Source organism: Streptomyces sp. NPDC020299, from assembly GCF_044387825.1.
GTDB lineage: Bacteria > Actinomycetota > Actinomycetes > Streptomycetales > Streptomycetaceae > Streptomyces.
In genome coordinates, this window is sequence record NZ_JBIRWL010000007.1 from 294,184 (window position 1) to 314,728 (window position 20,545).

The 20,545-nt window shown below is 69.3% G+C and carries 21 protein-coding genes, 1 tRNA gene and 1 pseudogene; 8 read left to right on the forward strand and 15 right to left on the reverse strand.

From position 1 onward, the window contains the following. The first annotated feature begins 151 nt into the window (after nucleotides 1-151). Nucleotides 152-829, forward strand: a complete 678-nt coding sequence (locus ACH45E_RS20340; RefSeq protein ID WP_361443414.1) for a response regulator transcription factor — start codon at nucleotides 152-154, stop codon at nucleotides 827-829. A gap of 31 nt (nucleotides 830-860) precedes the next feature. On the opposite strand, the gene ACH45E_RS20345 is transcribed toward ACH45E_RS20340, so the two are convergent. Both ACH45E_RS20345 and ACH45E_RS20350 read right to left on the reverse strand, forming a co-directional pair. Further along, nucleotides 861-1,196 carry a hypothetical protein gene (locus tag ACH45E_RS20345; RefSeq protein ID WP_361443417.1) on the reverse strand — a complete coding sequence of 112 codons (336 nt, stop codon included), beginning with the start codon at nucleotides 1,194-1,196 and terminating at the stop codon, nucleotides 861-863. A gap of 21 nt (nucleotides 1,197-1,217) precedes the next feature. Continuing rightward, a complete protein-coding gene (locus ACH45E_RS20350) occupies nucleotides 1,218-2,903 on the reverse strand; it encodes a sodium:solute symporter family protein (RefSeq protein ID WP_361443420.1) in 1,686 nt (561 codons plus the stop codon). A 121-nt stretch (nucleotides 2,904-3,024) separates the two neighbouring features. Between ACH45E_RS20350 and galT the strand changes: the two genes are divergently transcribed. The 3 genes from galT to galK are packed head-to-tail and all read left to right on the forward strand — an operon-like array spanning nucleotide 3,025 to nucleotide 6,205. After that, nucleotides 3,025-4,086, forward strand: coding sequence for a galactose-1-phosphate uridylyltransferase (gene galT / locus ACH45E_RS20355; protein ID WP_361443423.1), 1,062 nt, complete (start codon nucleotides 3,025-3,027; stop codon nucleotides 4,084-4,086). Beyond that, complete coding sequence (gene galE, locus ACH45E_RS20360; protein ID WP_361443426.1) at nucleotides 4,083-5,051, forward strand: UDP-glucose 4-epimerase GalE; 969 nt, start codon at nucleotides 4,083-4,085, stop codon at nucleotides 5,049-5,051. Before galT ends, galE begins: the two co-directional genes overlap by 4 nt. Next, nucleotides 5,051-6,205, forward strand: a complete 1,155-nt coding sequence (gene galK, locus ACH45E_RS20365) for a galactokinase (protein ID WP_361443429.1) — start codon at nucleotides 5,051-5,053, stop codon at nucleotides 6,203-6,205. The genes galE and galK overlap by 1 nt, the downstream gene beginning before the upstream one ends. Here galK and ACH45E_RS20370 read toward each other — a convergent pair. Next, complete coding sequence (locus tag ACH45E_RS20370; protein WP_361443432.1) at nucleotides 6,198-6,653, reverse strand: N-acetyltransferase; 456 nt, start codon at nucleotides 6,651-6,653, stop codon at nucleotides 6,198-6,200. The genes galK and ACH45E_RS20370 overlap by 8 nt on opposite strands. A 231-nt stretch (nucleotides 6,654-6,884) precedes the next feature. On the opposite strand from ACH45E_RS20370, the gene ACH45E_RS20375 reads away from it, so the two are divergent. Continuing rightward, nucleotides 6,885-7,658 carry a response regulator transcription factor gene (locus ACH45E_RS20375; RefSeq protein WP_361443435.1) on the forward strand — a complete coding sequence of 258 codons (774 nt, stop codon included), beginning with the start codon at nucleotides 6,885-6,887 and terminating at the stop codon, nucleotides 7,656-7,658. 96 nt (nucleotides 7,659-7,754) lie between these two features. On the opposite strand, the gene tamR is transcribed toward ACH45E_RS20375, so the two are convergent. Continuing rightward, entirely contained in the window at nucleotides 7,755-8,252 is a 498-nt protein-coding gene (gene tamR, locus ACH45E_RS20380) for a MarR family transcriptional regulator TamR (protein WP_361443438.1), read from the reverse strand. 104 nt (nucleotides 8,253-8,356) lie between these two features. Between tamR and ACH45E_RS20385 the strand changes: the two genes are divergently transcribed. Beyond that, nucleotides 8,357-9,169, forward strand: coding sequence for a trans-aconitate 2-methyltransferase (locus ACH45E_RS20385; protein ID WP_361443441.1), 813 nt, complete (start codon nucleotides 8,357-8,359; stop codon nucleotides 9,167-9,169). 52 nt (nucleotides 9,170-9,221) lie between these two features. After that, nucleotides 9,222-9,425: pseudogene (locus ACH45E_RS20390) on the forward strand (glyoxalase); the annotation flags it as partial. Here the strand turns inward: ACH45E_RS20390 and ACH45E_RS20395 are convergent. The 4 genes from ACH45E_RS20395 to ACH45E_RS20410 all read right to left on the reverse strand — a co-directional run bounded on the left by ACH45E_RS20395 (nucleotide 9,400) and on the right by ACH45E_RS20410 (nucleotide 11,642). Further along, entirely contained in the window at nucleotides 9,400-9,648 is a 249-nt protein-coding gene (locus tag ACH45E_RS20395; RefSeq protein WP_361443447.1) for a type II toxin-antitoxin system RelE/ParE family toxin, read from the reverse strand. The pseudogene ACH45E_RS20390 and the gene ACH45E_RS20395 overlap by 26 nt on opposite strands. Beyond that, a complete protein-coding gene (locus ACH45E_RS20400; protein WP_361443450.1) occupies nucleotides 9,645-9,899 on the reverse strand; it encodes a type II toxin-antitoxin system Phd/YefM family antitoxin in 255 nt (84 codons plus the stop codon). Before ACH45E_RS20400 ends, ACH45E_RS20395 begins: the two co-directional genes overlap by 4 nt. A 61-nt stretch (nucleotides 9,900-9,960) precedes the next feature. Then, the gene (locus tag ACH45E_RS20405) at nucleotides 9,961-10,638 is read right to left on the reverse strand and encodes a TetR/AcrR family transcriptional regulator (RefSeq protein ID WP_361443453.1); all 678 of its coding nucleotides are present in this window, start codon (nucleotides 10,636-10,638) and stop codon (nucleotides 9,961-9,963) included. After that, nucleotides 10,635-11,642, reverse strand: a complete 1,008-nt coding sequence (locus ACH45E_RS20410) for a fatty acid desaturase (protein ID WP_361443456.1) — start codon at nucleotides 11,640-11,642, stop codon at nucleotides 10,635-10,637. Before ACH45E_RS20410 ends, ACH45E_RS20405 begins: the two co-directional genes overlap by 4 nt. A gap of 311 nt (nucleotides 11,643-11,953) precedes the next feature. Here ACH45E_RS20410 and ppc point away from each other — a divergent pair, with 311 nt between their 5' ends. Beyond that, the gene (ppc, locus tag ACH45E_RS20415; RefSeq protein ID WP_361443459.1) at nucleotides 11,954-14,686 is read left to right on the forward strand and encodes a phosphoenolpyruvate carboxylase; all 2,733 of its coding nucleotides are present in this window, start codon (nucleotides 11,954-11,956) and stop codon (nucleotides 14,684-14,686) included. Nucleotides 14,687-14,753: 67 nt separating this feature from the next. Here the strand turns inward: ppc and ACH45E_RS20420 are convergent, their stop codons facing one another. The 7 genes from ACH45E_RS20420 to ACH45E_RS20450 form a co-directional block, all read right to left on the reverse strand. Next, complete coding sequence (locus ACH45E_RS20420) at nucleotides 14,754-15,266, reverse strand: hypothetical protein (RefSeq protein ID WP_361443462.1); 513 nt, start codon at nucleotides 15,264-15,266, stop codon at nucleotides 14,754-14,756. Between the two features lie 42 nt (nucleotides 15,267-15,308). Further along, on the reverse strand, nucleotides 15,309-15,905 hold the full coding sequence (pth, locus tag ACH45E_RS20425) for an aminoacyl-tRNA hydrolase (protein ID WP_361443465.1): 597 nt from the start codon (nucleotides 15,903-15,905) through the stop codon (nucleotides 15,309-15,311). Nucleotides 15,906-15,984: 79 nt separating this feature from the next. Continuing rightward, nucleotides 15,985-16,581 carry a 50S ribosomal protein L25/general stress protein Ctc gene (locus tag ACH45E_RS20430; protein ID WP_361443468.1) on the reverse strand — a complete coding sequence of 199 codons (597 nt, stop codon included), beginning with the start codon at nucleotides 16,579-16,581 and terminating at the stop codon, nucleotides 15,985-15,987. A 218-nt stretch (nucleotides 16,582-16,799) separates the two neighbouring features. Next, complete coding sequence (locus tag ACH45E_RS20435; RefSeq protein ID WP_361443471.1) at nucleotides 16,800-17,780, reverse strand: ribose-phosphate diphosphokinase; 981 nt, start codon at nucleotides 17,778-17,780, stop codon at nucleotides 16,800-16,802. Nucleotides 17,781-17,868: 88 nt separating this feature from the next. Continuing rightward, a complete protein-coding gene (gene glmU, locus ACH45E_RS20440; protein ID WP_361443474.1) occupies nucleotides 17,869-19,317 on the reverse strand; it encodes a bifunctional UDP-N-acetylglucosamine diphosphorylase/glucosamine-1-phosphate N-acetyltransferase GlmU in 1,449 nt (482 codons plus the stop codon). Between the two features lie 110 nt (nucleotides 19,318-19,427). After that, nucleotides 19,428-19,502 (reverse strand) — tRNA-Gln (locus ACH45E_RS20445). Between the two features lie 29 nt (nucleotides 19,503-19,531). Then, a complete protein-coding gene (locus tag ACH45E_RS20450) occupies nucleotides 19,532-20,389 on the reverse strand; it encodes a hypothetical protein (RefSeq protein WP_361443477.1) in 858 nt (285 codons plus the stop codon). Between the last annotated feature and the right edge of the window lie 156 nt (nucleotides 20,390-20,545).

Genomic DNA, 20,545 nt, shown 5'->3' on the forward strand with positions numbered 1-20,545 from the left:
CAGGGGCACTTCTCACCAGTAGGGGCAGCGCGACGTCGAACAAGCGTGTAGCTTCCGGGGGCATGAAGGGCGGGGTGCCGGGGGGCCCTCTGTCCAAGTGGGCCGTGGGCATCCATAGTGGGCATCCATGGGGGGACTGGGGGGTTGCTGCATGGGAGTGCGGCTCATGGTGGTCGACGATCACCGATTGCTCGCGGAGGCGCTGGCCTCGGCGCTGAAGCTGCGGGGGCACCGGGTCCTCGCGGCGGCGGCACCGGCCGCGGGCGCGGCGGACCTGGTGATCAGCCGGGCGCCCGAGGTGTGCCTGCTGGGCACGGCGGCGCCCGCCGAGCCGGGGATCTTCGACCCCGTGGTGAAGATCAAGCGGGAGCGCCCGCAGGTCGCGGTCCTGGTGCTGGGCCCGGTCCCGTCGCCCCGGGGCATCGCGGCGGCCTTCGCCGCGGGTGCCTCCGGCTACGTCCGGCACGACGAGCGCATCGAGGGCGTCGAGCGGGCGATCATGAAGGCCAGGTCCGGTGAGGCGGCCGTCGCCCCCCAGCTGCTGCAGGGCGCCTTCAGCGAGCTGCTCAACCCCGCCGCGCAGCCCGACGACGAGGGCCAGCGCCTCCTGCAGATGCTCACCCCGCGCGAGGTGGAGGTCCTGGTCCGGGTCGCCGACGGCGAGGACACCCGCCTGATCGCGGCCGGCATGGGCATCGCCCCGTCGACAGCCCGGACCCACGTCCAGCGAGTCCTGATGAAACTGGGCGTGGGCTCCCGCCTGGAGGCGGCGGCACTGGCCGCGCGCACTGGGTTGCTGGACCGGGCGGCAACCGGGCCGGAGAGGTAGCGCAGGGTGAGTCACAGGCACCCGGCGCCCGTCACTCGCCCGCGCCGTCTCGCTCCTCGTCCGGCGCGACCTGCGGAACCGGCGGCGGCGTCGGCCGCAGCTTCAGCCACGCCAGGAAGAACAACCCCAGCAGCAGCATCCCGATCCCGGTCCACAGGTTGATGTTCACCCCCTGCGCCTTGGCGATCTCGGCATCGGACGCGGTGATCCCGGCGATCGTCACGATGATCCCGTACAGCACGAACAGCCCGCCGATGATCCGCCGCAGGTCGAAGATCCGCGCGGCCGTCTCGGACTTCTGCTCCAGCTCGGTGACTTCCCGCTGGACGTCTTCCTCGGAGTACCAGGAGTGTTCGGACTCGGACATGGTCTCTTCATCCTCCCGCGATCAGAGTGAGAACGAGAACGGGACGTAGCAGGCGGCGGCCAGAATCACCGCGCCCCAGCCCAGCAGCGCCGGCCGGCGGTACCAGGCGTCGTCCCCGGCGGCGGCCGGCTCGGCCATGCCCGGTGAGCTGGTGCCGTACACCAGCCCCTGGAGCTCGTGCTCCGGCTTCGGCCGGGTGAACAGCGACACCACGACCATGACCACCGCGCCGGCGACGAACCCGGCGATCGCGGAGACGAAGTTGGCGCCCTGGTCCGTGGGGATGCCGATGATGCCCTTCTTGTAGAACACGAAGTAGTTGACCATCGCGGTCACCGTCCCGGCGAGCAGACCCCAGAACCCGGACTTGGCGGACGCGCGCTTCCAGAACATGCCGACGATGAAGGCGACGAACATCGGCACGTTGAAGAAGGAGAACAGCGTCTGGAGGTAGGCCATGATGTTGGAGAAGGACGACGCGAGGAACGCCGTGCCGATGGACGCCACCACGCCGACCGCCGTGATCAGCCGTCCGAAGCGCACGTAGTAGTCGTCCTGGCGGTGCCGGACCACGTACCTCCCCCAGATGTCGTTGGTGAAGACGGTGTTGAAGGACGACACGTTGGCCGCCATGCCCGCCATGAAGGCGGCGAGCAGACCGGTCACGGCGATGCCGAGCACGCCGTTGGGCAGCAGCTGCTCCATCAGGTAGGGGATGGCGTCGTTGTACTGCAGGCCCGAGCCGGGCGTGCCGATCTTCGGCACCAGCGCCGCCGCGACCAGGCCCGGGATCATCACCAGGAAGACGATGAAGACCTTCGGGTACGCGGCGATCAGCGGGGTCCGCTGCGAGGCGGAGAGGTTCTTCGCGGACAGCGCGCGCTGCACCTCGGCGAAGTTCGTCGTCCAGTAGCCGAAGGAGAGCACGAAGCCGAGGCCGAGCACGATGGTCAGCCAGTTGGCGCCCAGCGGGTTGGCGCTGCCGATGCCGGTGCCTCCCCAGGCGGTGGTGAAGTTGTGGCCGTGCAGGGTGGTGAGCCGGTCGGTCAGGCCGCCCCAGCCGCCGACCCTCTTCAGACCGAGGACGGTGAGGGGGATGAGGGCCGCCAGGATCACGAAGAACTGGAGCACCTCGTTGTAGATGGCGGAGGACAGACCGCCGAGGGTGATGTAGGCGAGGACGAAGGCGCCGGCGACCACGATGGCCACCCACTGCGGCCAGCCCAGCAGCGCCTCGACGACGATCGCCAGGGCGTAGAGGTTCACTCCGGAGATCAGGATGGCCGCGAACGCGAACAGGATCGAACTGAGCAGGTGCGCCCCTTTGTCGAAGCGCAGCAGCAGGAACTCGGGCACCGAGCGGACCTTGCTGCCGTAGTAGAAGGGCATCATCACCAGGCCGAGGAAGACCATGGCGGGGATGGCGCCGATCCAGTACCAGTGGACGGTGTAGGCGCCGTACTGGGCGCTGTTGGCCGCCATGCCCAGGATCTCGGTGGCCGCCAGGTTCGCCGAGATGAAGGCGAGGCCGGTGATCCAGGCGGGCAGCGAGCGTCCGGAGAGGAAGAAGTCGAGGCTCGTCTTCACCGACTTGCGGGCGGCGAAACCGATGCCCAGGACGACGACGAAGTAGATCGCGAGGATCGTGTAGTCGAGCCAGTTGGTCGGGAGCCGGAGCTCGGCGGCCAGGTACGTGGGGGTTCGCATGCGGCTTTCACCTTGCTTGGTGTTCTTTGTTTGATTGTGATGGTGACGGGCGTGGGGGTTTGTGGTTTGATGTGTTCGGTTCTGTTTGGTGCCTTGCTGGGTGTACGGATGGAGAGTCGCGGTGAAGAAGTCCTCGACCCGGTTGGCCGACGGTCGTGAGCTCATCTACTACGACCTGAAGGACGACGCGGTGCGCGACGCGGTGGACCGGCGCCCGCTGGAGCGCACGGTCACCACTTCGGAGGTACGCCACGACCCGCTGCTCGGTGACGCGGTGGCGATCGCCTCGCACCGGCAGGGCCGCACCTACCACCCGCCCGCCGACGAGTGCCCCCTGTGTCCCTCGCAGGGGGACCGTCTCAGCGAGATCCCCGACTCGTCGTACGACGCCGTCGTCTTCGAGAACCGTTTCCCCTCGCTGGCCGGCGACTCCGGGCGCTGCGAGGTCGTCTGCTTCACCTCCGACCACAACGCCTCCTTCGCCGACCTGACCGAGGAGCAGGCGCGACTGGTGCTGGACGCCTGGACCGACCGGACCTCCGAGCTGTCGCACCTCCCCTCCGTCGAGCAGGTGTTCTGCTTCGAGAACCGTGGCGCCGAGATCGGCGTGACGCTCGGACACCCGCACGGACAGATCTACGCGTACCCCTTCACCACCCCCCGCACCGCGCTGATGCTGCGTTCGCTCGCGACGCACAAGGAGGCCACCGGCGGCGAGAACCTCTTCGACGCCATCCTGGAGAGGGAACTCGCCGATGAGCGGGTCGTCCTTGAGGGTGAACACTGGGTGGCCTTCGTGCCGTACTCCGCGCACTGGCCGTACGAGGTCCACCTGTACCCCAAGCGCCGCGTCCCCGATCTGCTCGCCCTGGACGAGGCGGCACGCTCAGAATTCCCCAAGGTTTATCTGGAACTCTTGAGGCGCTTCGACCGGATCTTCGGGGACGGTGAGCCTCCCACGCCGTACATCGCCGCCTGGCACCAGGCGCCGTTCGGCCACCTGGAGGACTTCGAGGGCGTCACACGGGACGACTTCGCGCTCCACCTCGAGCTTTTCACCATCCGCCGCACCTCCGGCAAGCTGAAGTTCCTCGCCGGTTCCGAATCCGGCATGAACGTGTTCATCAACGACGTGCCGCCGGAGCGCGCGGCTCAGCGACTGCGAGAGGTAGCGAGTTCATGAGCGGTAAGTACCTGGTGACGGGCGGGGCGGGTTACGTCGGCAGCGTGGTCGCCCAGCACCTGCTTCAAGCCGGACACGAGGTCACCGTCCTGGACAACCTCACCACCGGCTTCCGTGAGGGCGTGCCCGCCGGGGCCGTGTTCGTCGAGGGCGACATCCGCGACGCGGGCAAGTGGCTCGACCCCTCCTACGACGGCGTCCTGCACTTCGCCGCGTCCTCCCAGGTCGGCGAGTCGGTCGTGAAGCCCGAGAAGTACTGGGACAACAACGTCGGCGGCACCATGGCCCTGCTCGGCGCGATGCGCGAGGCGGGCGTGCACAGGCTCGTCTTCTCCTCCACGGCCGCCACCTACGGCGAGCCGGAGCAGGTCCCGATCGTCGAGACCGCGCCGACGAAGCCCACCAACCCCTACGGCGCCTCCAAGCTCGCCGTCGACCACATGATCACCGGCGAGGCCGCGGCCCACGGGCTCGGCGCCGTCTCGCTGCGCTACTTCAACGTGGCCGGCGCGTACGGCGCGCAGGGCGAGCGCCACGACCCCGAGTCGCACCTGATCCCCCTCGTCCTCCAGGTCGCGCAGGGCCGCCGGGAGTCGATCTCCGTCTACGGCGACGACTACCCGACCCCGGACGGCACCTGCGTCCGCGACTACATCCACGTCGCGGACCTCGCCGAGGCCCACCTGCTGGCCCTCAAGGCCGCGCGGCCCGGCGAGCACCTGATCTGCAACCTCGGCAACGGCGAAGGTTTCTCCGTCCGCGAGGTCATCGAGACCGTCCGCAAGGTCACCGGCCACCCGATCCCCGAGGTCGTGGCCCCCCGCCGGGGCGGCGACCCCGCCGTCCTGGTCGCGTCCGCCCAGGCCGCCCGCGAGCGCCTCGGCTGGCAGCCGACCCGCTCGGACCTCGCCGGTATCGTCGCCGACGCCTGGGAGTTCGCCCAGCACATCGCAAGGGAGCACTAGTGGGTGCACAGCAGGTCCGCGAGGCCTTCGCCGCACTGTACGGAGCCGAGCCGGAGGGCGTCTGGTCGGCGCCCGGCCGGGTCAACCTGATCGGCGAGCACACCGACTACAACGACGGCTTCGTCATGCCGTTCGCCCTGCCGCACGTGGCGACCGCCGCGGTCTCGCGCCGCGCCGACGGCGTGCTGCGCCTGCACTCGGCGGACATCGAGGGCGGCGTCGCGGAACTCTCCCTGGACGCCCTCACCCCCGAGAGCGACAGCGAGTGGACGGCGTACCCGGCGGGCGTGGTCTGGGCGCTGCGCGAGGCCGGCCACCCGGTCACCGGCGCCGACATCCACCTGTCCTCGACCGTCCCGACCGGCGCGGGCCTGTCCTCCTCGGCGGCCCTGGAGGTCGTCGTCGCGCTCGCCCTGAACGACCTGTACGAGCTCGGGCTCCAGCGCTGGCAGCTGGCCCGCCTGTGCCAGCGCGCCGAGAACGTCTACGTCGGCGCCCCCACCGGCATCATGGACCAGACGGCGTCCGCGTGCTGCGAGGAGGGCCACGCCCTCTTCCTCGACACCCGCGACCTGTCCCAGCAGCAGATCCCCTTCGACCTGGCCGCCGAGGGCATGCGCCTGCTGGTCGTCGACACCCAGGTCAAGCACGCCCACAGCGGCGGCGAGTACGGCAAGCGGCGCGCGGGCTGCGAGAAGGGCGCGGCGCTGCTCGGCGTGGACGCCCTGCGGGACATCCCCTACGGCGACCTGGACGCGGCCCTCGCCCGCCTGGGCGACGAGGAGGAGGTGCGCCGTCTGGTGCGCCACGTCGTCACCGAGGACCAGCGGGTCGAGCGGGTCGTGTCCCTGCTGCGGGCGGGCGAGACCCGGGCGATCGGCCCGGTGCTGAGCGAGGGCCACGCCTCCCTGCGGGACGACTTCCGTATCTCCTGCCCCGAGCTGGACCTGGTCGTCGACACCGCGCTGGCGAGCGGCGCCCTGGGCGCCCGGATGACCGGCGGCGGCTTCGGCGGCTCGGCGATCGTCCTGGCCGAGGCCGCCGAGGTCGACACGATCACCAAGGCCGTCGAGGAGGCCTTCGCGGCGGCGGGCTTCACGGCCCCCCGCGTGTTCGAGGCGGTACCGGCGCCGGGGGCGCGGCGGATCAGCTGAGGTTCTTCGTCAGCGTGTACTCCGTGATCCCCGGCGGGTAGCCGGGGATCACGCACACCACCTCGTAACCCTGCCGGCGGTAGAAGTCCGGGGCCTGGAAGTCCCAGGTCTCCAGGCGGGCGCTGCGGCAGCCGTGGTCGGTGCGGGCGATCCGCTCGGCGGCGGCGAGCAGGTGGGAGCCCAGGCCCGCGCCGCGGTGGCGGGCGTCGACCCACAGGTACGTCACGTGCAGCCAGGTCGCCCAGGTGTGGCCGACCAGTCCGCCGGCGAAATCGCCCGTCTCGTCCGACGCCCACAGGTGCAGCGGACGCTCCCGTTCCCCCGGGCTGCCGCGCAGGGCGGCCAGGACCGGCGATGCGGCCGTGTTGGCGTCGCGCAGGCGGGAGCGGAGCAGATCATGTCGGGCCTTGTCGACTTCCGCCTCAATACGAAACATGCGGCACACCATAAACGCGCCGGACGGCCAGTTCTGCAAATAGGCTTCCGCCGCCCGCCCCGGTCCGTACCCTGATGTGCAGCACCGGTGGGGGCCGGTGCTGATCAGGGGGCGAGACACGCGGGTACGACGCCCGCGGTGGGGGTAGCAGTCTCCGCACGGCGGCGGCCGTGCGGTTGCGTTTCCGTCAGCCGTGGGGTCGTACCCGCAAGGTCGTCGTTTCCCGGACCAGTGGGGGTTTCAGTGGTTCGCATTCGAGTCCTGGTCGTCGACGACCACCGTATCTTCGCCGAGTCGCTCGCCGCCGCCCTGGCGGCCGAGCCCGACGTCGACGTCTCCGCCGCCGGCAGCGGCCCGGCCGCGCTGCGCTGCCTGGAGCGGGCGGCCGCCGAGGGGCGCCGCTACGACGTGCTGCTCGTCGACGCCGACCTGGGCGGCCATGTGCCCGGCATACGCCCGGCCGTACCGGTGCAGGACGGCGACGAGGAGGGCCTCGTCGACGGGATCTCGCTGGTCGCGGGTGTCCGGACGGCACAGCCGGCGGTACGGACCGTGGTCCTCGCCGAGAAGGACGACCCGCGCCGGGCCGCCCTCGCGCTCCAGGCCGGCGCCTCGGGCTGGGTCGCCAAGGACTGCTCGCTGTCCCGGCTGCTCAACGTCATCCGCGGGGTCCTGCGCGACGAGACGCATCTGCCGCCCGCCCTGCTCACCGGGGTGCTGCGGGAACTGACCGCCGCGCGCAAGCACCGCACCGAGAGCGAGCGGCTGGTGGAGTCCCTCACCCCGCGTGAACGGGAGGTGCTGCGCTGCATGGTCGCGGGCCTCGGCCGCAAGGCGGTCGCCGAACGGCTGTTCCTCTCCCCGCACACCGTCCGCACCCACATGCAGAACGTCCTCGGCAAACTGGGCGTCCACTCCACCCTGGCGGCCGTCGCCCTGGCCCGGCGGGCCGGGGTCGGGCCTGCCGACCTGGAGCCTGCCGGGCGGATCAGGCCGGAGGAAACCAACAGTGCCTGACCAGCTTGGGTGAGCGGGGGCGATGGGGGAGAAGCCGAGAGTGGGGGAGTGCGTGCCAGACCCCGCGTCTCCGGCCTGGTCCGCCCGGCAGGCTCCTCAGCCGGGGATGTTGTCGAACGGGGCGGTCAGCTGGCGTAGCAGACCGGCCAGTTCGCTGCGCTGGGCGCTGGTCAGCTCCGCGAGGATCGCCCGTTCCTGGTCCAGCAGGCCCGCCAGCGACTGGTCCGCGCGGTCCCGGCCCTCGCCGGTCAGGCGGACCAGCACGCCCCGCCGGTCGCTCGGGTCGGGCAGCCGCTCCACCAGGCCCTTCTTGGCCAGCCGGTCGATGCGGTTGGTCATCGTGCCCGAGGTGACCAGGGTCTGGGTCAGCAACTGCCCCGGCGAGAGCTGATACGGCGTCCCCGCACGCCTGAGCGCGGTGAGCACGTCGAACTCCCAGGGCTCGAGCTGGTGCTCGGCGAAGGCCAGCCGGCGTGCCCGGTCCAGGTGCCGGGCCAGTCTGCTGACCCGGCTGAGCACCTCGAGCGGTTCCACGTCGAGGTCCGGGCGCTCCCGGCGCCACGCAGCGACCAGCCGATCGACCTCGTCCTCCATGACGATCAGTGTAGTGGTTGTGTCGACGTGAAGTCTCTTGATGTGAAGTTTCTTGATGTCGAATCTCTTGACGGCGAGATAACTGGATTGGGAAGGTGGGGAACATGACCACTCCCGCCTGGGACCCCGCCCAGTACCTCCGGCACGCCGGCCACCGCGCCCGCCCCTTCGCCGACCTCCTCGCCCGCGTCCCCGACCTCCCCGGCGCCCCGCCCCGCATCGCCGACCTCGGCTGCGGCCCCGGCAACGTCACCGCACTGCTCGCCGCACGCTGGCCCACCGCGCACATCACCGGGTACGACAACTCGCCCGAGATGCTCGACAAGGCCCACGTGGATCACGCGGGCCCCACCGCGGGCGGTGGCCGCCTCGACTTCGCCCCCGCCGACGCCCGGACCTGGACGCCCGCCGGACCCCACGATCTGATCATCAGCAACGCCACGCTCCAGTGGGTCCCGGGCCACGCCGACCGCTTCGCCGACTGGGTCACCGCCCTGGAGCCCGGCGGCACCCTCGCCTTCCAGGTCCCCGGCAACTTCGCCGCCCCCAGTCACCGCCTGATGCGCTCCCTGGCCCATTCCGCCCGCTGGAAGGACCGCCTCGCGGACGTCCTGCGCCACGAGGACGCGGTGCTCACGCCCGAGGCGTACCTCGACCGGCTGAGCGGGCGGGGCTGTACGGCGGACGTGTGGGAGACGACGTACATCCACCTGCTCCAGGGCGAGGACCCGGTCCTCGACTGGGTCAAGGGGACGGGACTGCGCCCGGTCCTCACCGCGCTCGCCGACGACCCTCAGGCCCGGGAGGACTTCCTCGCCGAGTACCGGGCGGCCCTGCGCGAGGCCTACCCGGCGGGCCCGCACGGCACGCCGTTCCCGTTCCGGCGGATCTTCGCCGTGGCGACGAGGGAGGCGTGATGCTCACCGCGGTGGACCATGTGCAACTGGCGGCCCCGCCGGAGGCGGAAAATGTGACTGTCGGCCCGCGAAGAAGGCCCATCCGGGGCTGCGGGTGACGGGCATCGAGGCGTACGCGGCGCGGCTGGCGACACTCGGAGCACCGGTGACCTGGGACGACAACCTGCCCGGCCACCGGCGTTTCTACTCCGGGGATCCGGTGGGCAACAGGCTGGAGTTCCTGGAGGCGGTCAGGTCGTCCGGCCGAGGTGGGTGATGAGGACCCGGATGACCTTTGTGTCGATGACATACATAACCCGGTACTCGCCGACGCGGATGCGGCGGATGTCCGGACCGTACGGCGTCGACCCTACTGGGCGAGGATCATGGGCCAGCTCGTCGATTGCGTCCAGAACCCTGGCGAGGCCGGTGGGGTCTTCCTTGAGAAACCGTGCCGCAGTGTCGAGGGCGTGCGGTTCGAAGATGATTTCGTAGGTCACGGCTTCTCGAGCCCCAGCCGCCTGCGCACTTCCGCCATAGGGATGCCCTCGCCCAGCGTGCCCTCAGCCTTGCGCCGCTGGTAGTCGGCGACGGCCAAGGCGTCTTCGAGATCCTCTATCACCTGTGGTGAGACGAGGAGAGCGGCCACATGCCCGTGGTCGGTGAGGGCGATGGTCTCCCGGCTGTGGGCCGCACGGCGGACCAGGTCACCGAGCTGGGAGCGGGCTGCGCTGATAGCGATCTCAGTCATGCCCCATAAGGTGCCACAAGATGCACCTTGCGGTCTATTGATGTCACCTCTTCGAGTGAACTCAGCTCCTCCGATGCCCGATCAACCGCGGCTTCGGCTCCAGCCCGTCCAGCCCGTGCCACGCCAGGTTCACCAGATGCGCGGCCACCTCGGCCTTCTTCGGGCGGCGGACGTCCAGCCACCACTGCCCGGTCAGCGCGACCATGCCGACCAGGGCCTGCGCGTACAGCGGGGCCAGCTTCGGGTCGAAGCCGCGGGACTTGAACTCGCGGCCCAGGATGTCCTCCACCTGGGTGGCGATGTCGGAGATCAGCGAGGCGAACGAACCCGTGGACTGCGGGATGGGGGAGTCACGGACCAGGATCCGGAAACCGTCCGTGTACTCCTCGATGTAGTCCAGCAACGCGAACGCGGCCTGCTCGCACAGCTCACGGGGGTGACCGGCGGTGAGGGAGCTGGTCACCATGTCCAGCAGCCGCCGCATCTCGCGGTCCACCACCACCGCGTACAGCCCCTCCTTGCCGCCGAAGTGCTCGTACACCACCGGCTTGGACACCCCGGCCTTCGCCGCGATCTCCTCCACCGACGTGCCCTCGAAACCTTTCGCCGCGAAGAGGGTGCGACCGATCTCCAGCAGCTGCTGGCGGCGCTCGGCACCGGTCATCCGGGTGCGACGCGCTCGCCGCGGCTTCTCATTGCTCGGGGTGCTGCTGGAGTCGGTCGCCACGGCGTCAATCATGCCGCCTCGGCCGTCCCCTTCCGGTGCTGGGAGCCGTCTTCCCGGGGGTTACGGCGCGAATCGATACGGGAGCGTGACGGCCAGCGCACGTCGTACGCCCAACCGAGCTTCTCGAACCAGCGGATGAACCGCGCGGAGGAGTCCAGCTGCCCCCGCTCCACACCGTGCCGCGCCGACGTCGGGTCGGCGTGGTGCAGGTTGTGCCAGGACTCGCCGCAGGACAGGACCGCCAGCCACCACACGTTCCCCGAACGGTCCCGGGACTTGAAGGGGCGCTTGCCGACCGCGTGACAGATCGAGTTGATCGACCACGTCACATGGTGCAGCAGCGCCACCCGGACGAGCGACCCCCAGAAGAACCCGGTGAACGCGCCCCACCACGACATGGTGGCCAGACCGCCGATCAGCGGCGGCAGCGCCAGCGACACCACCGTCCACAGCACGAACTGGCGCGAGATCGCCCGGATCGCCGGGTCCTTGATCAGATCCGGCGCGTACTTGTCCTGCGGGGTCTGCTCCTCGTCGAACATCCAAGCGATGTGCGCCCACCACAGGCCCTTGACCAGCGCCGGAACCGTCTCCCCGAACCGCCACGGCGAATGCGGGTCACCCTCCGCGTCGGAGAACTTGTGGTGCTTGCGGTGATCGGCCACCCAGCGCACCAGGGGGCCCTCGACCGCCAGCGAACCCATGATCGCCAAAGCGATCCTCAAGGGCCGCCTGGCCTTGAACGAACCATGCGTGAAGTACCGGTGGAAACCGATCGTGATGCCGTGGCAGCCCAGGAAGTAGAAGAACACCAGCAGACCGAGGTCCAGCCAGCTCACCCCCCACCCCCACGCCAGCGGCACCGCCGCCAGCAGCGCCACGAACGGGACGGTGATGAAGAGGAGCAGCGTGATCTGCTCGATCGAGCGCTTCTGCTCGCCGCCCAGCGTGGCGGAGCGGATCGGGGTGTCGGCCGACTGCGGGGCGTCTTCCATCACATCGGAGCTTGAGGTCATGCGCGTCCCCTGTGGGGTCGAGGGTCGAGACAGGTGCCGCGGCCGGAAGGAACCAGCGGGACTCGAGCGGCAGTTCCCTACGGTTCCGTAACCTACGGCGTCGTAAGTATGGCAGCGTGCCGACCGGCGGCAAGAGCCCAAGAGCCTGCGCGTCCGAGCGGACACCTATCCTTGGAGTCGGTCGGACAGCGCGGTCCGCTCTGTTTTCTTCCCGGATGCCCGGCCCGTATGCGGCGCCCGCCGCGCGGCAGACGGCCCAGACACACGGGTCCCCTCCCAGACGAGCTTCAACACTGCAAGGAGCCGCACCTGTGAGCAGTGCCGACGACCAGACCACCACGACCAGCACCGAGCTGCGCGCCGACATCCGGCGACTGGGTGACCTACTCGGCGAGACCCTCGTCCGCCAGGAAGGCCCCGAGCTGCTCGAGCTCGTCGAGAGGGTCCGCCGCCTCACCCGCGAGGACGGCGAGGCCGCCGCCGAGCTGCTGCGCGGCACCGAACTTCAGACCGCGGCCAAGCTGGTCCGCGCCTTCTCCACCTACTTCCACCTCGCCAACGTCACCGAGCAGGTCCACCGCGGCCGCGAACTGCGCGCCAGGCGCGCCGCCGAAGGCGGCCTCCTAGCCCGCACCGCCGACCGCCTCAAGGACGCCGACGCCGAGCACGTCCGCGAATCGGTCAGCAACCTCAACGTCCGACCGGTGTTCACCGCACACCCCACCGAAGCCGCACGCCGGTCGGTCCTCAACAAGCTCCGGCGCATCGCCGCGCTCCTGGACACCCCCGTCATCGACTCCGACCGCCGCCGCCACGACACCCGGCTGGCCGAGAACATCGACCTCGTCTGGCAGACCGACGAACTCCGCGTCGTCCGCCCCGAACCCGCCGACGAGGCCCGCAACGCCATCTACTACCTCGACGAACTCCACGCCGGCGCCGTCGGCGACGTCCTCGAGGACCTCACCGCCGAACTCGAACGCGTCGGAGTCAAGCTCCCCGACGACACCCGCCCCCTCACCTTCGGCACCTGGATCGGCGGCGACCGCGACGGCAACCCCAACGTCACCCCCCAGGTGACCTGGGACGTCCTCATCCTCCAGCACGAGCACGGCATCAACGACGCCCTCGACACCATCGACGAACTCCGCGGCCTGCTCTCCAACTCCATCCGCTACACCGGCGCCACCGAGGAACTCCTCGAATCCCTCCGCGCCGACCTCGAACGCCTGCCCGAGATCAGCCCCCGCTACAAGCGCCTCAACGCCGAAGAGCCCTACCGCCTCAAGGCCACCTGCATCCGGCAGAAGCTCGCCAACACCAAGCAGCGCCTCGCCAAGGGCACCCCCCACGAAGACGGCCGCGACTACCTCGGCACCACCGAGCTCCTGACGGACCTGCGGACCATCCAGACCTCACTGCGCGCACACCGCGGCGGCCTCTTCGCCGACGGCCGCCTCGCCCGCACCATCCGCACCCTCGCCGCCTTCGGCCTCCAGCTCGCCACCATGGACGTCCGCGAACACGCCGACGCCCACCACCACGCCCTCGGCCAGCTCTTCGACCGCCTCGGCGAGGAATCCTGGCGCTACGCCGACATGCCCCGCGACTACCGGGCCAAGCTCCTCGCCAAGGAACTCCGCTCCAGAAGGCCGCTGGCACCCACCCCGGCCCCCGTCGACGCGGCCGGCCAGAAGACCCTCGGCGTCTTCCAGACCATCAAGAAGGCCCTCGAGGTCTTCGGCCCCGAAGTCATCGAGTCCTACATCATCTCCATGTGCCAGGGCGCCGACGACGTCTTCGCCGCCTCCGTCCTCGCCCGCGAGGCCGGCCTCCTCGACCTCCACGCCGGCTGGGCCAAGATCGGCATCGTCCCCCTCCTGGAGACCACCGACGAACTCAAGGCCGCCGACACGATCCTGGAGGACATGCTCTCCGACCCGTCGTACCGCCGCCTCGTGGCGCTGCGCGGCGACGTCCAGGAGGTCATGCTCGGCTACAGCGACTCCTCCAAGTTCGGCGGCATCACCACCAGCCAGTGGGAGATCCACCGCGCCCAGCGCCGCCTCCGCGACGTCGCCCACCGCTACGGCGTACGCCTGCGCCTCTTCCACGGCCGCGGCGGCACCGTCGGCCGCGGCGGCGGCCCCAGCCACGACGCCATCCTCGCCCAGCCCTGGGGCACCCTCGAAGGCGAGATCAAGGTCACCGAACAGGGCGAGGTCATCTCCGACAAGTACCTCATCCCGTCCCTCGCCCGGGAGAACCTGGAACTGACGGTCGCCGCCACCCTCCAGGCCTCCGCCCTGCACACCGCACCCCGCCAGTCCGACGAGGCCCTCGCCCGCTGGGACGCCGCCATGGACGTCGTCTCCGACGCGGCCCACGCCGCCTACCGCAGGCTCGTCGAGGACCCCGACCTGCCGACGTACTTCCTCGCCTCCACGCCGGTCGACCAGCTCGCCGACCTGCACCTGGGTTCGCGGCCCTCCCGCCGCCCCGGCTCGGGCGTCTCGCTCGACGGACTGCGCGCCATCCCGTGGGTCTTCGGCTGGACCCAGTCCCGCCAGATCGTCCCCGGCTGGTTCGGCGTCGGCTCCGGCCTGAAGGCCCTGCGCGAGGCCGGTCTCGACACCGTCCTCGACGAGATGCACGAGCAGTGGCACTTCTTCCGCAACTTCATCTCCAACGTCGAGATGACCCTCGCCAAGACCGACCTGCGCATCTCCCAGCACTACGTCGACACCCTCGTCCCCGACGAACTCAAGCACGTCTTCGACACCATCAAGGCCGAACACGAGCTCACCGTCACCGAGATCCTCAAGGTCACCGGCGAGAAGGAACTGCTCGACGCCACCCCCGTCCTCAAGCAGACCTTCGCCATCCGCGACGCCTACCTGGACCCCATCTCCTACCTCCAGGTCACCCTCCTCAAGCGCCAGCGCGACGCCGCGACCGCCGGTGAACAGCCCGACCCGCTGCTCTCCCGCGCCCTGCTGCTCACCGTCAACGGCGTGGCGGCGGGCCTGCGCAACACCGGCTGACCCACCCGGACACGACATGAGGGTGCCCCGGGTTCACACGAACCCGGGGCACCCTCATGTCATACGGTCACACCATCACGAAAGCCGCCGTCAGCAGCGCGACCCCCGACCCCGCCAGCACCCAGGCCGCCCGCGTCCGCCGCAGACCACCCGCCACCACCACCGACGCCAGCAACAACGCACCGCCCAACGGCACCCACGCATAGACAATCCCGGCCGGACCCGAACGCACCACCTCGTCCGTCCCGGGCTTCACCACCACGCTGTACACACCGCCCCGGTGCACCGCCACCGTCTGAGGGATCACCACACGGCCCCGCGCCCGCGACCCCGAGGACACCGGCCGATACGACCCCGTACAGGTGTTGTCACCGCACGACGCCACCGTGATCGTGCCGTGCTCCCGCCCCTTCGTCAGCATCACGTGCTGCGCCGTACCCCACGACGCCCACACCCCCGCGATCAGGATCAGCGCCGTGACCGTCCCCATCGCGGCGACCCGACCGAAACGGAGCGCGGCATTCGAGGCCTGGCGAGAACGAGTGGCGGCGGTGGCGGTGGCTGGCATGGCCGGGATCATTGGCCATCCCCCTACGACCGGTCAACCTCGCCGGGCGACAAGTCAGGAGTTGTACGTACTCTGCGCCCGCTCCAGCCCCTCGATCACCAGGGCCTCCACCGCGTCCGCCGCCCGGTCCACGAAGTAGTCCAGCTCCTTCCGCTCGGCGGAGGAGAAGTCCTTCAGCACGAAATCGGCCACCTGCATCCGCCCCGGCGGCCGCCCGATCCCGAACCGCACCCGGTGATAGTCCGACCCCATCGCCTTCGTCATCGACTTCAGCCCGTTGTGCCCGTTGTCCCCGCCACCCAGTTTCAGCCGCAGCACGCCGTAATCGATGTCCAGCTCGTCATGGACGGCCACGATGTTCGCCACCGGCACCTTGTAGAAGTCCCGCAACGCGTTCACCGGACCACCCGACAGATTCATGTACGACATCGGCTTCGCCAGGATCACCCGGCGGTTCGCCGGCCCCGGAGGACCGATCCGCCCCTCCAGCACCTGCGCCTGCGCCTTGCCCGCACGCTTGAACCTCCCCCCGATCCGCTCGGCCAGCAGATCGGCCACCATGAAACCCACGTTGTGCCGGTTCATCGCGTACTCGGGCCCGGGATTGCCGAGCCCGACGACGAGCCAGGGGGCATTGGCGGGAGTGCTCACGTCCGTGTCTCCTTGATACGCGCCGGCCGCTGTCCCCGTACGGGAACAGCGGCCGGCGAACGGTGATGAGAGGCGGGGATCAGGCCTCGGCGACCTCTTCGCCCGCGGTCTCCTCGCCCTCCGGGGCCTCCTCGACCTGGGCGGCCAGGACCTGGAGAACGACGGCGTCCTCGTCGACGGCCAGGGTCACGCCGTTCGGCAGCTTGATGTCCTTGGCGTGGATCGAGGCACCGGCCTCCAGACCCTCCACGGACACCGTGACCGACTCGGGGATGTGCGTGGCCTCGGCCTCGACCGGCAGCGCGTTCAGGACGTGCTCGAGCAGGTTGCCACCCGGGGCCAGCTCGCCCTCGGTGTGCACCGGGATCTCGACCGTGACCTTCTCGCCACGCTTGACCAGCAGCAGGTCCACGTGCTCCAGGAAGCCCTTGATCGGGTCGCGCTGCACGGACTTCGGGATCGCCAGCTCGTTGGTCTTGCCGTCGATGTCCAGGGAGATCAGGACGTTCGGCGTACGCAGCGCCAGCAGCAGCTCGTGGCCCGGAAGGGTCAGGTGCAGCGGGTCCGAACCGTGGCCGTACAGCACACCGGGAACCTTGCTGTCACGGCGGATACGACGGGCGGCACCCTTGCCGAACTCGCTACGGGTCTCGGCGGCGATCTTCACCTCGGACATGTTCACTCCTCGTAGAAACGTAGGCAACGAATGTGGTCACCCGGCCACGAACGGCCTGCTACGAAGAGCGCGTCGATAACGGATCGCCGTACGGTCCCGAGAACGGGGTACGGCCTCCCTCGCCGAGCAACTGAAGCAGTCTACTCGGCAAGGGAGGCCGGACCAAAAGGATCTTCAACTAGCCCGCGCGCGGGCCGTGCAGAAACCTCACTGCAAACTCACTGCTCGTCGAACAGACTCGTCACCGAACCGTCCTCGAACACCTCACGCACCGCACTCGCGATCGTCGGAGCGATCGACAGCACCGTGATCTTGTCCAGCTCCCGGTTCAGCTCACCCGGCGTCGGCAGCGTGTTCGTGAACACGAACTCACTCACCCGGGAGTTCTTCAGCCGATCCGCCGCCGGCCCCGACAGCACACCGTGCGTCGCCGTCACGATCACGTCCTCCGCACCGTGCGCGAACAGCGCGTCGGCGGCGGCACAGATGGTCCCACCCGTGTCGATCATGTCGTCGACGAGGACACACACACGCCCCTTGACCTCACCCACGACCTCGTGGACGGTCACCTGGTTCGCCACGTCCTTGTCACGCCGCTTGTGCACGATGGCCAGCGGCGCCCCGAGCCGGTCGCACCAACGGTCCGCCACCCGCACCCGACCCGCGTCCGGGGACACCACGGTCAGCTTCTCCCGGTCGACCTTCCCACCCACGTAGTCCGCCAGCAGCGGAAGCGCGAACAGATGGTCCACGGGCCCGTCGAAGAAGCCCTGGATCTGGTCCGTGTGCAGATCCACCGTCAGGATCCGGTCCGCACCCGCCGTCTTCATCAGGTCCGCTACCAGACGCGCCGAGATCGGTTCACGGCCACGGTGCTTCTTGTCCTGCCGCGCGTAACCGTAGAACGGCACGATGACGGTGATGGAGCGGGCCGACGCACGCTTCAACGCGTCGATCATGATCAACTGCTCCATGATCCACTTGTTGATCGGAGCCGTGTGGCTCTGGATCAGGAAGCAGTCCGCACCGCGCGCCGACTCCTGATACCGCACATAGATCTCGCCGTTCGCGAAGTCGAAGGCCTTCGTCGGGACGACCCCGACACCCAGCTGGAGGGCGACCTCCTCGGCAAGCTCGGGGTGGGCGCGGCCGGAGAAGAACATCAACTTCTTCTCGCCGGTCGTCTTGATCCCGGTCACAGCACTGTCTCCTCAGAGGTCTCTCAGCAGGTGGGGTGCAGGATCTGCATTTATCACGGTACGCCGTGTCCGACGCGGCCGTTTCCGGTCAGTCCTCGCGCGACCCCTGCCCGGAAGCCGCCTCGGCCGCCTTCGCGGCCGCACTGCCCGGACGCTTACGAGCCACCCAGCCCTCGATATTCCGCTGCTGACCACGGGCCACGGCCAGCGAACCGGGCGGCACATCCTTCGTGATCACGGACCCCGCGGCGGTGTAAGCACCGTCCCCGACCGTGACAGGCGCCACAAACATGTTGTCCGAACCCGTCTTGCAATGCGACCCGACGGTGGTGTGGTGCTTGCTCTCCCCGTCATAGTTCACGAAGACGCTCGCGGCACCGATGTTGGTGAAGTCACCGATCGTCGCGTCACCCACGTACGACAGATGCGGGATCTTCGTCCCCTCACCGATGGAGGAGTTCTTCGTCTCCACGTACGTCCCGATCTTGCCCTTCACACCCAGCCGGGTCCCCGGACGCAGATAGGCGTACGGCCCCACACTCGCCCGCGCTCCGATACGCGCCCCGTCGGACACCGTGTTGTCCACCCGGGCCCCCGCACCCACGTGCGTGTCCCTCAGCCGGCTGTTGGGGCCGACCTCCGCACCCTCGGCGAGGTGGGTGGAACCGTGCAACTGCGTGCCCGGGTACACGACGGCGTCCTGCTCGAAGGTGACGGTGACGTCGACCCACGTCGTCGCCGGGTCGACCACCGTCACGCCGGCGAGCATCGCCCGCTCCAGCAGCCGGTCGTTGAGGATCCGGCGCGCCTCGGAGAGCTGCACACGGTTGTTGATCCCGGCGATCTCACGGTGATCACCCGCGACGGAAGCCCCGACCCGGTGACCCGCCTCACGCAGGATCCCGAGCACATCGGTTAGGTACTCCTCGCCCTGACTGTTGTCCGTCCGCACCTTCTTCAGCGCGTCGGCGAGCAGCTGCCCGTCGAAGGCGAACACCCCGGAGTTGATCTCCCGGATCTCCCGCTGGGCGGCGGTGGCGTCCTTGTGCTCGACGATCGCGGTGACCGCACCGGTGGCATCGTCACGGACGATCCGCCCGTACCCGGTCGCGTCCGGGACCTCCGCCGTCAGCACGGTCACGGCGTTGCCGTCCGCGTGGTGCGTCTCGGCGAGCCGCTGGAGCGTCGCCCCGGTGAGCAGGGGCGTGTCGCCGCAGACGACGACCACCGTCCCGTCCACACCGCTGCCCAGCTCCTCCAGGCCCATCCGCACGGCGTGGCCGGTCCCCTTCTGCTGCTCCTGCACCGCCGTGCGCACGCTCGGGTCGGCCTCGCCCAGGTGGGCGGTGACCTGCTCGCGGGCGTGGCCGACCACGACGACCAGGTTCTCGGGGTTCAACTCACGGGCGGCGGCCAGTACATGGCCCACCAGGGGACGGCCGCAGATCTCGTGCAGGACCTTCGGTGTGGCCGACTTCATACGGGTGCCCTCACCCGCTGCGAGAACGACGACGGCTGCCGGGCGAATGACGCTCACGGGGTTGCCCTTCGGCTTTGGACGGGTGGGGACATCCGCAGGATACCGGGGCGTTTCTTGGGGGACATGGGAGCGGGCCCTGACAGAGGTGTCAGGGCCCGGATTACGTTTGGCTCCCCTGCCAGGACTCGAACCTGGAACAAATCATCCAAAGTGACCCGTGTTGCCGATTACACCACAGGGGAGTGCTTATAGTGCCGAAACGGACATTCGGTCAGTCCGTTGAAGCCGCGGCATCTACTATGCCGTACCACCAGCCCTCGATGCGACGGTACAACTCGGCACCCTTCAGGACTTTGATGACCAAGCAGCCTCGGTAGGAGTCGCCGACGTTCTTGCGGACCGTCTTCGGGTTGTGCTTCTTGAGTGTTGTCTTGTTGAACGAGGAGACGTCGGCGCCGACGAGGTCGGCCCAGTACTGTTCGGCGCCCTGTACGTCCGCGTTCTCGTGGATCATGACGTTGAAGCGCAGGCGCTCACGCTCGACTTGGAGCAGGTCGAGCCAGGCGAGATAAAGCTTGATCATCCCCGGGTCGCTGTTGACGAACGTGACATTTTCGCGGCGGTCGTAGAGTTTGTCCTTGCTGCCCTCGGCCCAGTAGAGGCCGACGCCGACCAGGAGCAGTTCGCGGGCCGACAGTCCGCCGATCGATTGCATGGCCTCCTCTTTTGTTTGTCGACGCGCCTCGTCGCGGAGGCGCAGCTTCTCCTCCCATCCCTTTCTCGCGATGGCTGCCGCTTCCTCGGGGCTGCGCTTGCGCTCCGGCTTCGGAAGCTCCCGTACCCAAAGCGAGATCGAACTCTTCGAGCACCCCAGCTCCACCTGGATCTGGTCGTAGGTCCACCCCTGGAGTCTCAGCTCCCTCGCCCTGTCCCTCAGGTCGTCCTTCGCGTTCGGCCGCTTGGTCCATTCCGGGGGCGGCTCGCCCTCCAGTAGCCGGTTGAGGATGTCGTTGTTGTCCACGTGGAGCCGATCGCGGATCTGCCGTCGGCTGAGCCCCGCCCGCCGCAAGGCGACCGCCCGCTCCCGCAGTGCCTCGAAGTCCACGTACTTGCCTAATGAATGTGCCATAGGCATACCATCCAGGCGGAATGCCCGGTTCCGGCCTCGAACGGGCGTGGTTCAGCAGTTCGAGGGATACCGGCCGGTTTCGCAGTGATTCGATTACCGAGTGTGGTGTAGGCCAGTCCGCGAAACTCACCGGAAAAGCGGCACCTGCCGACCGTA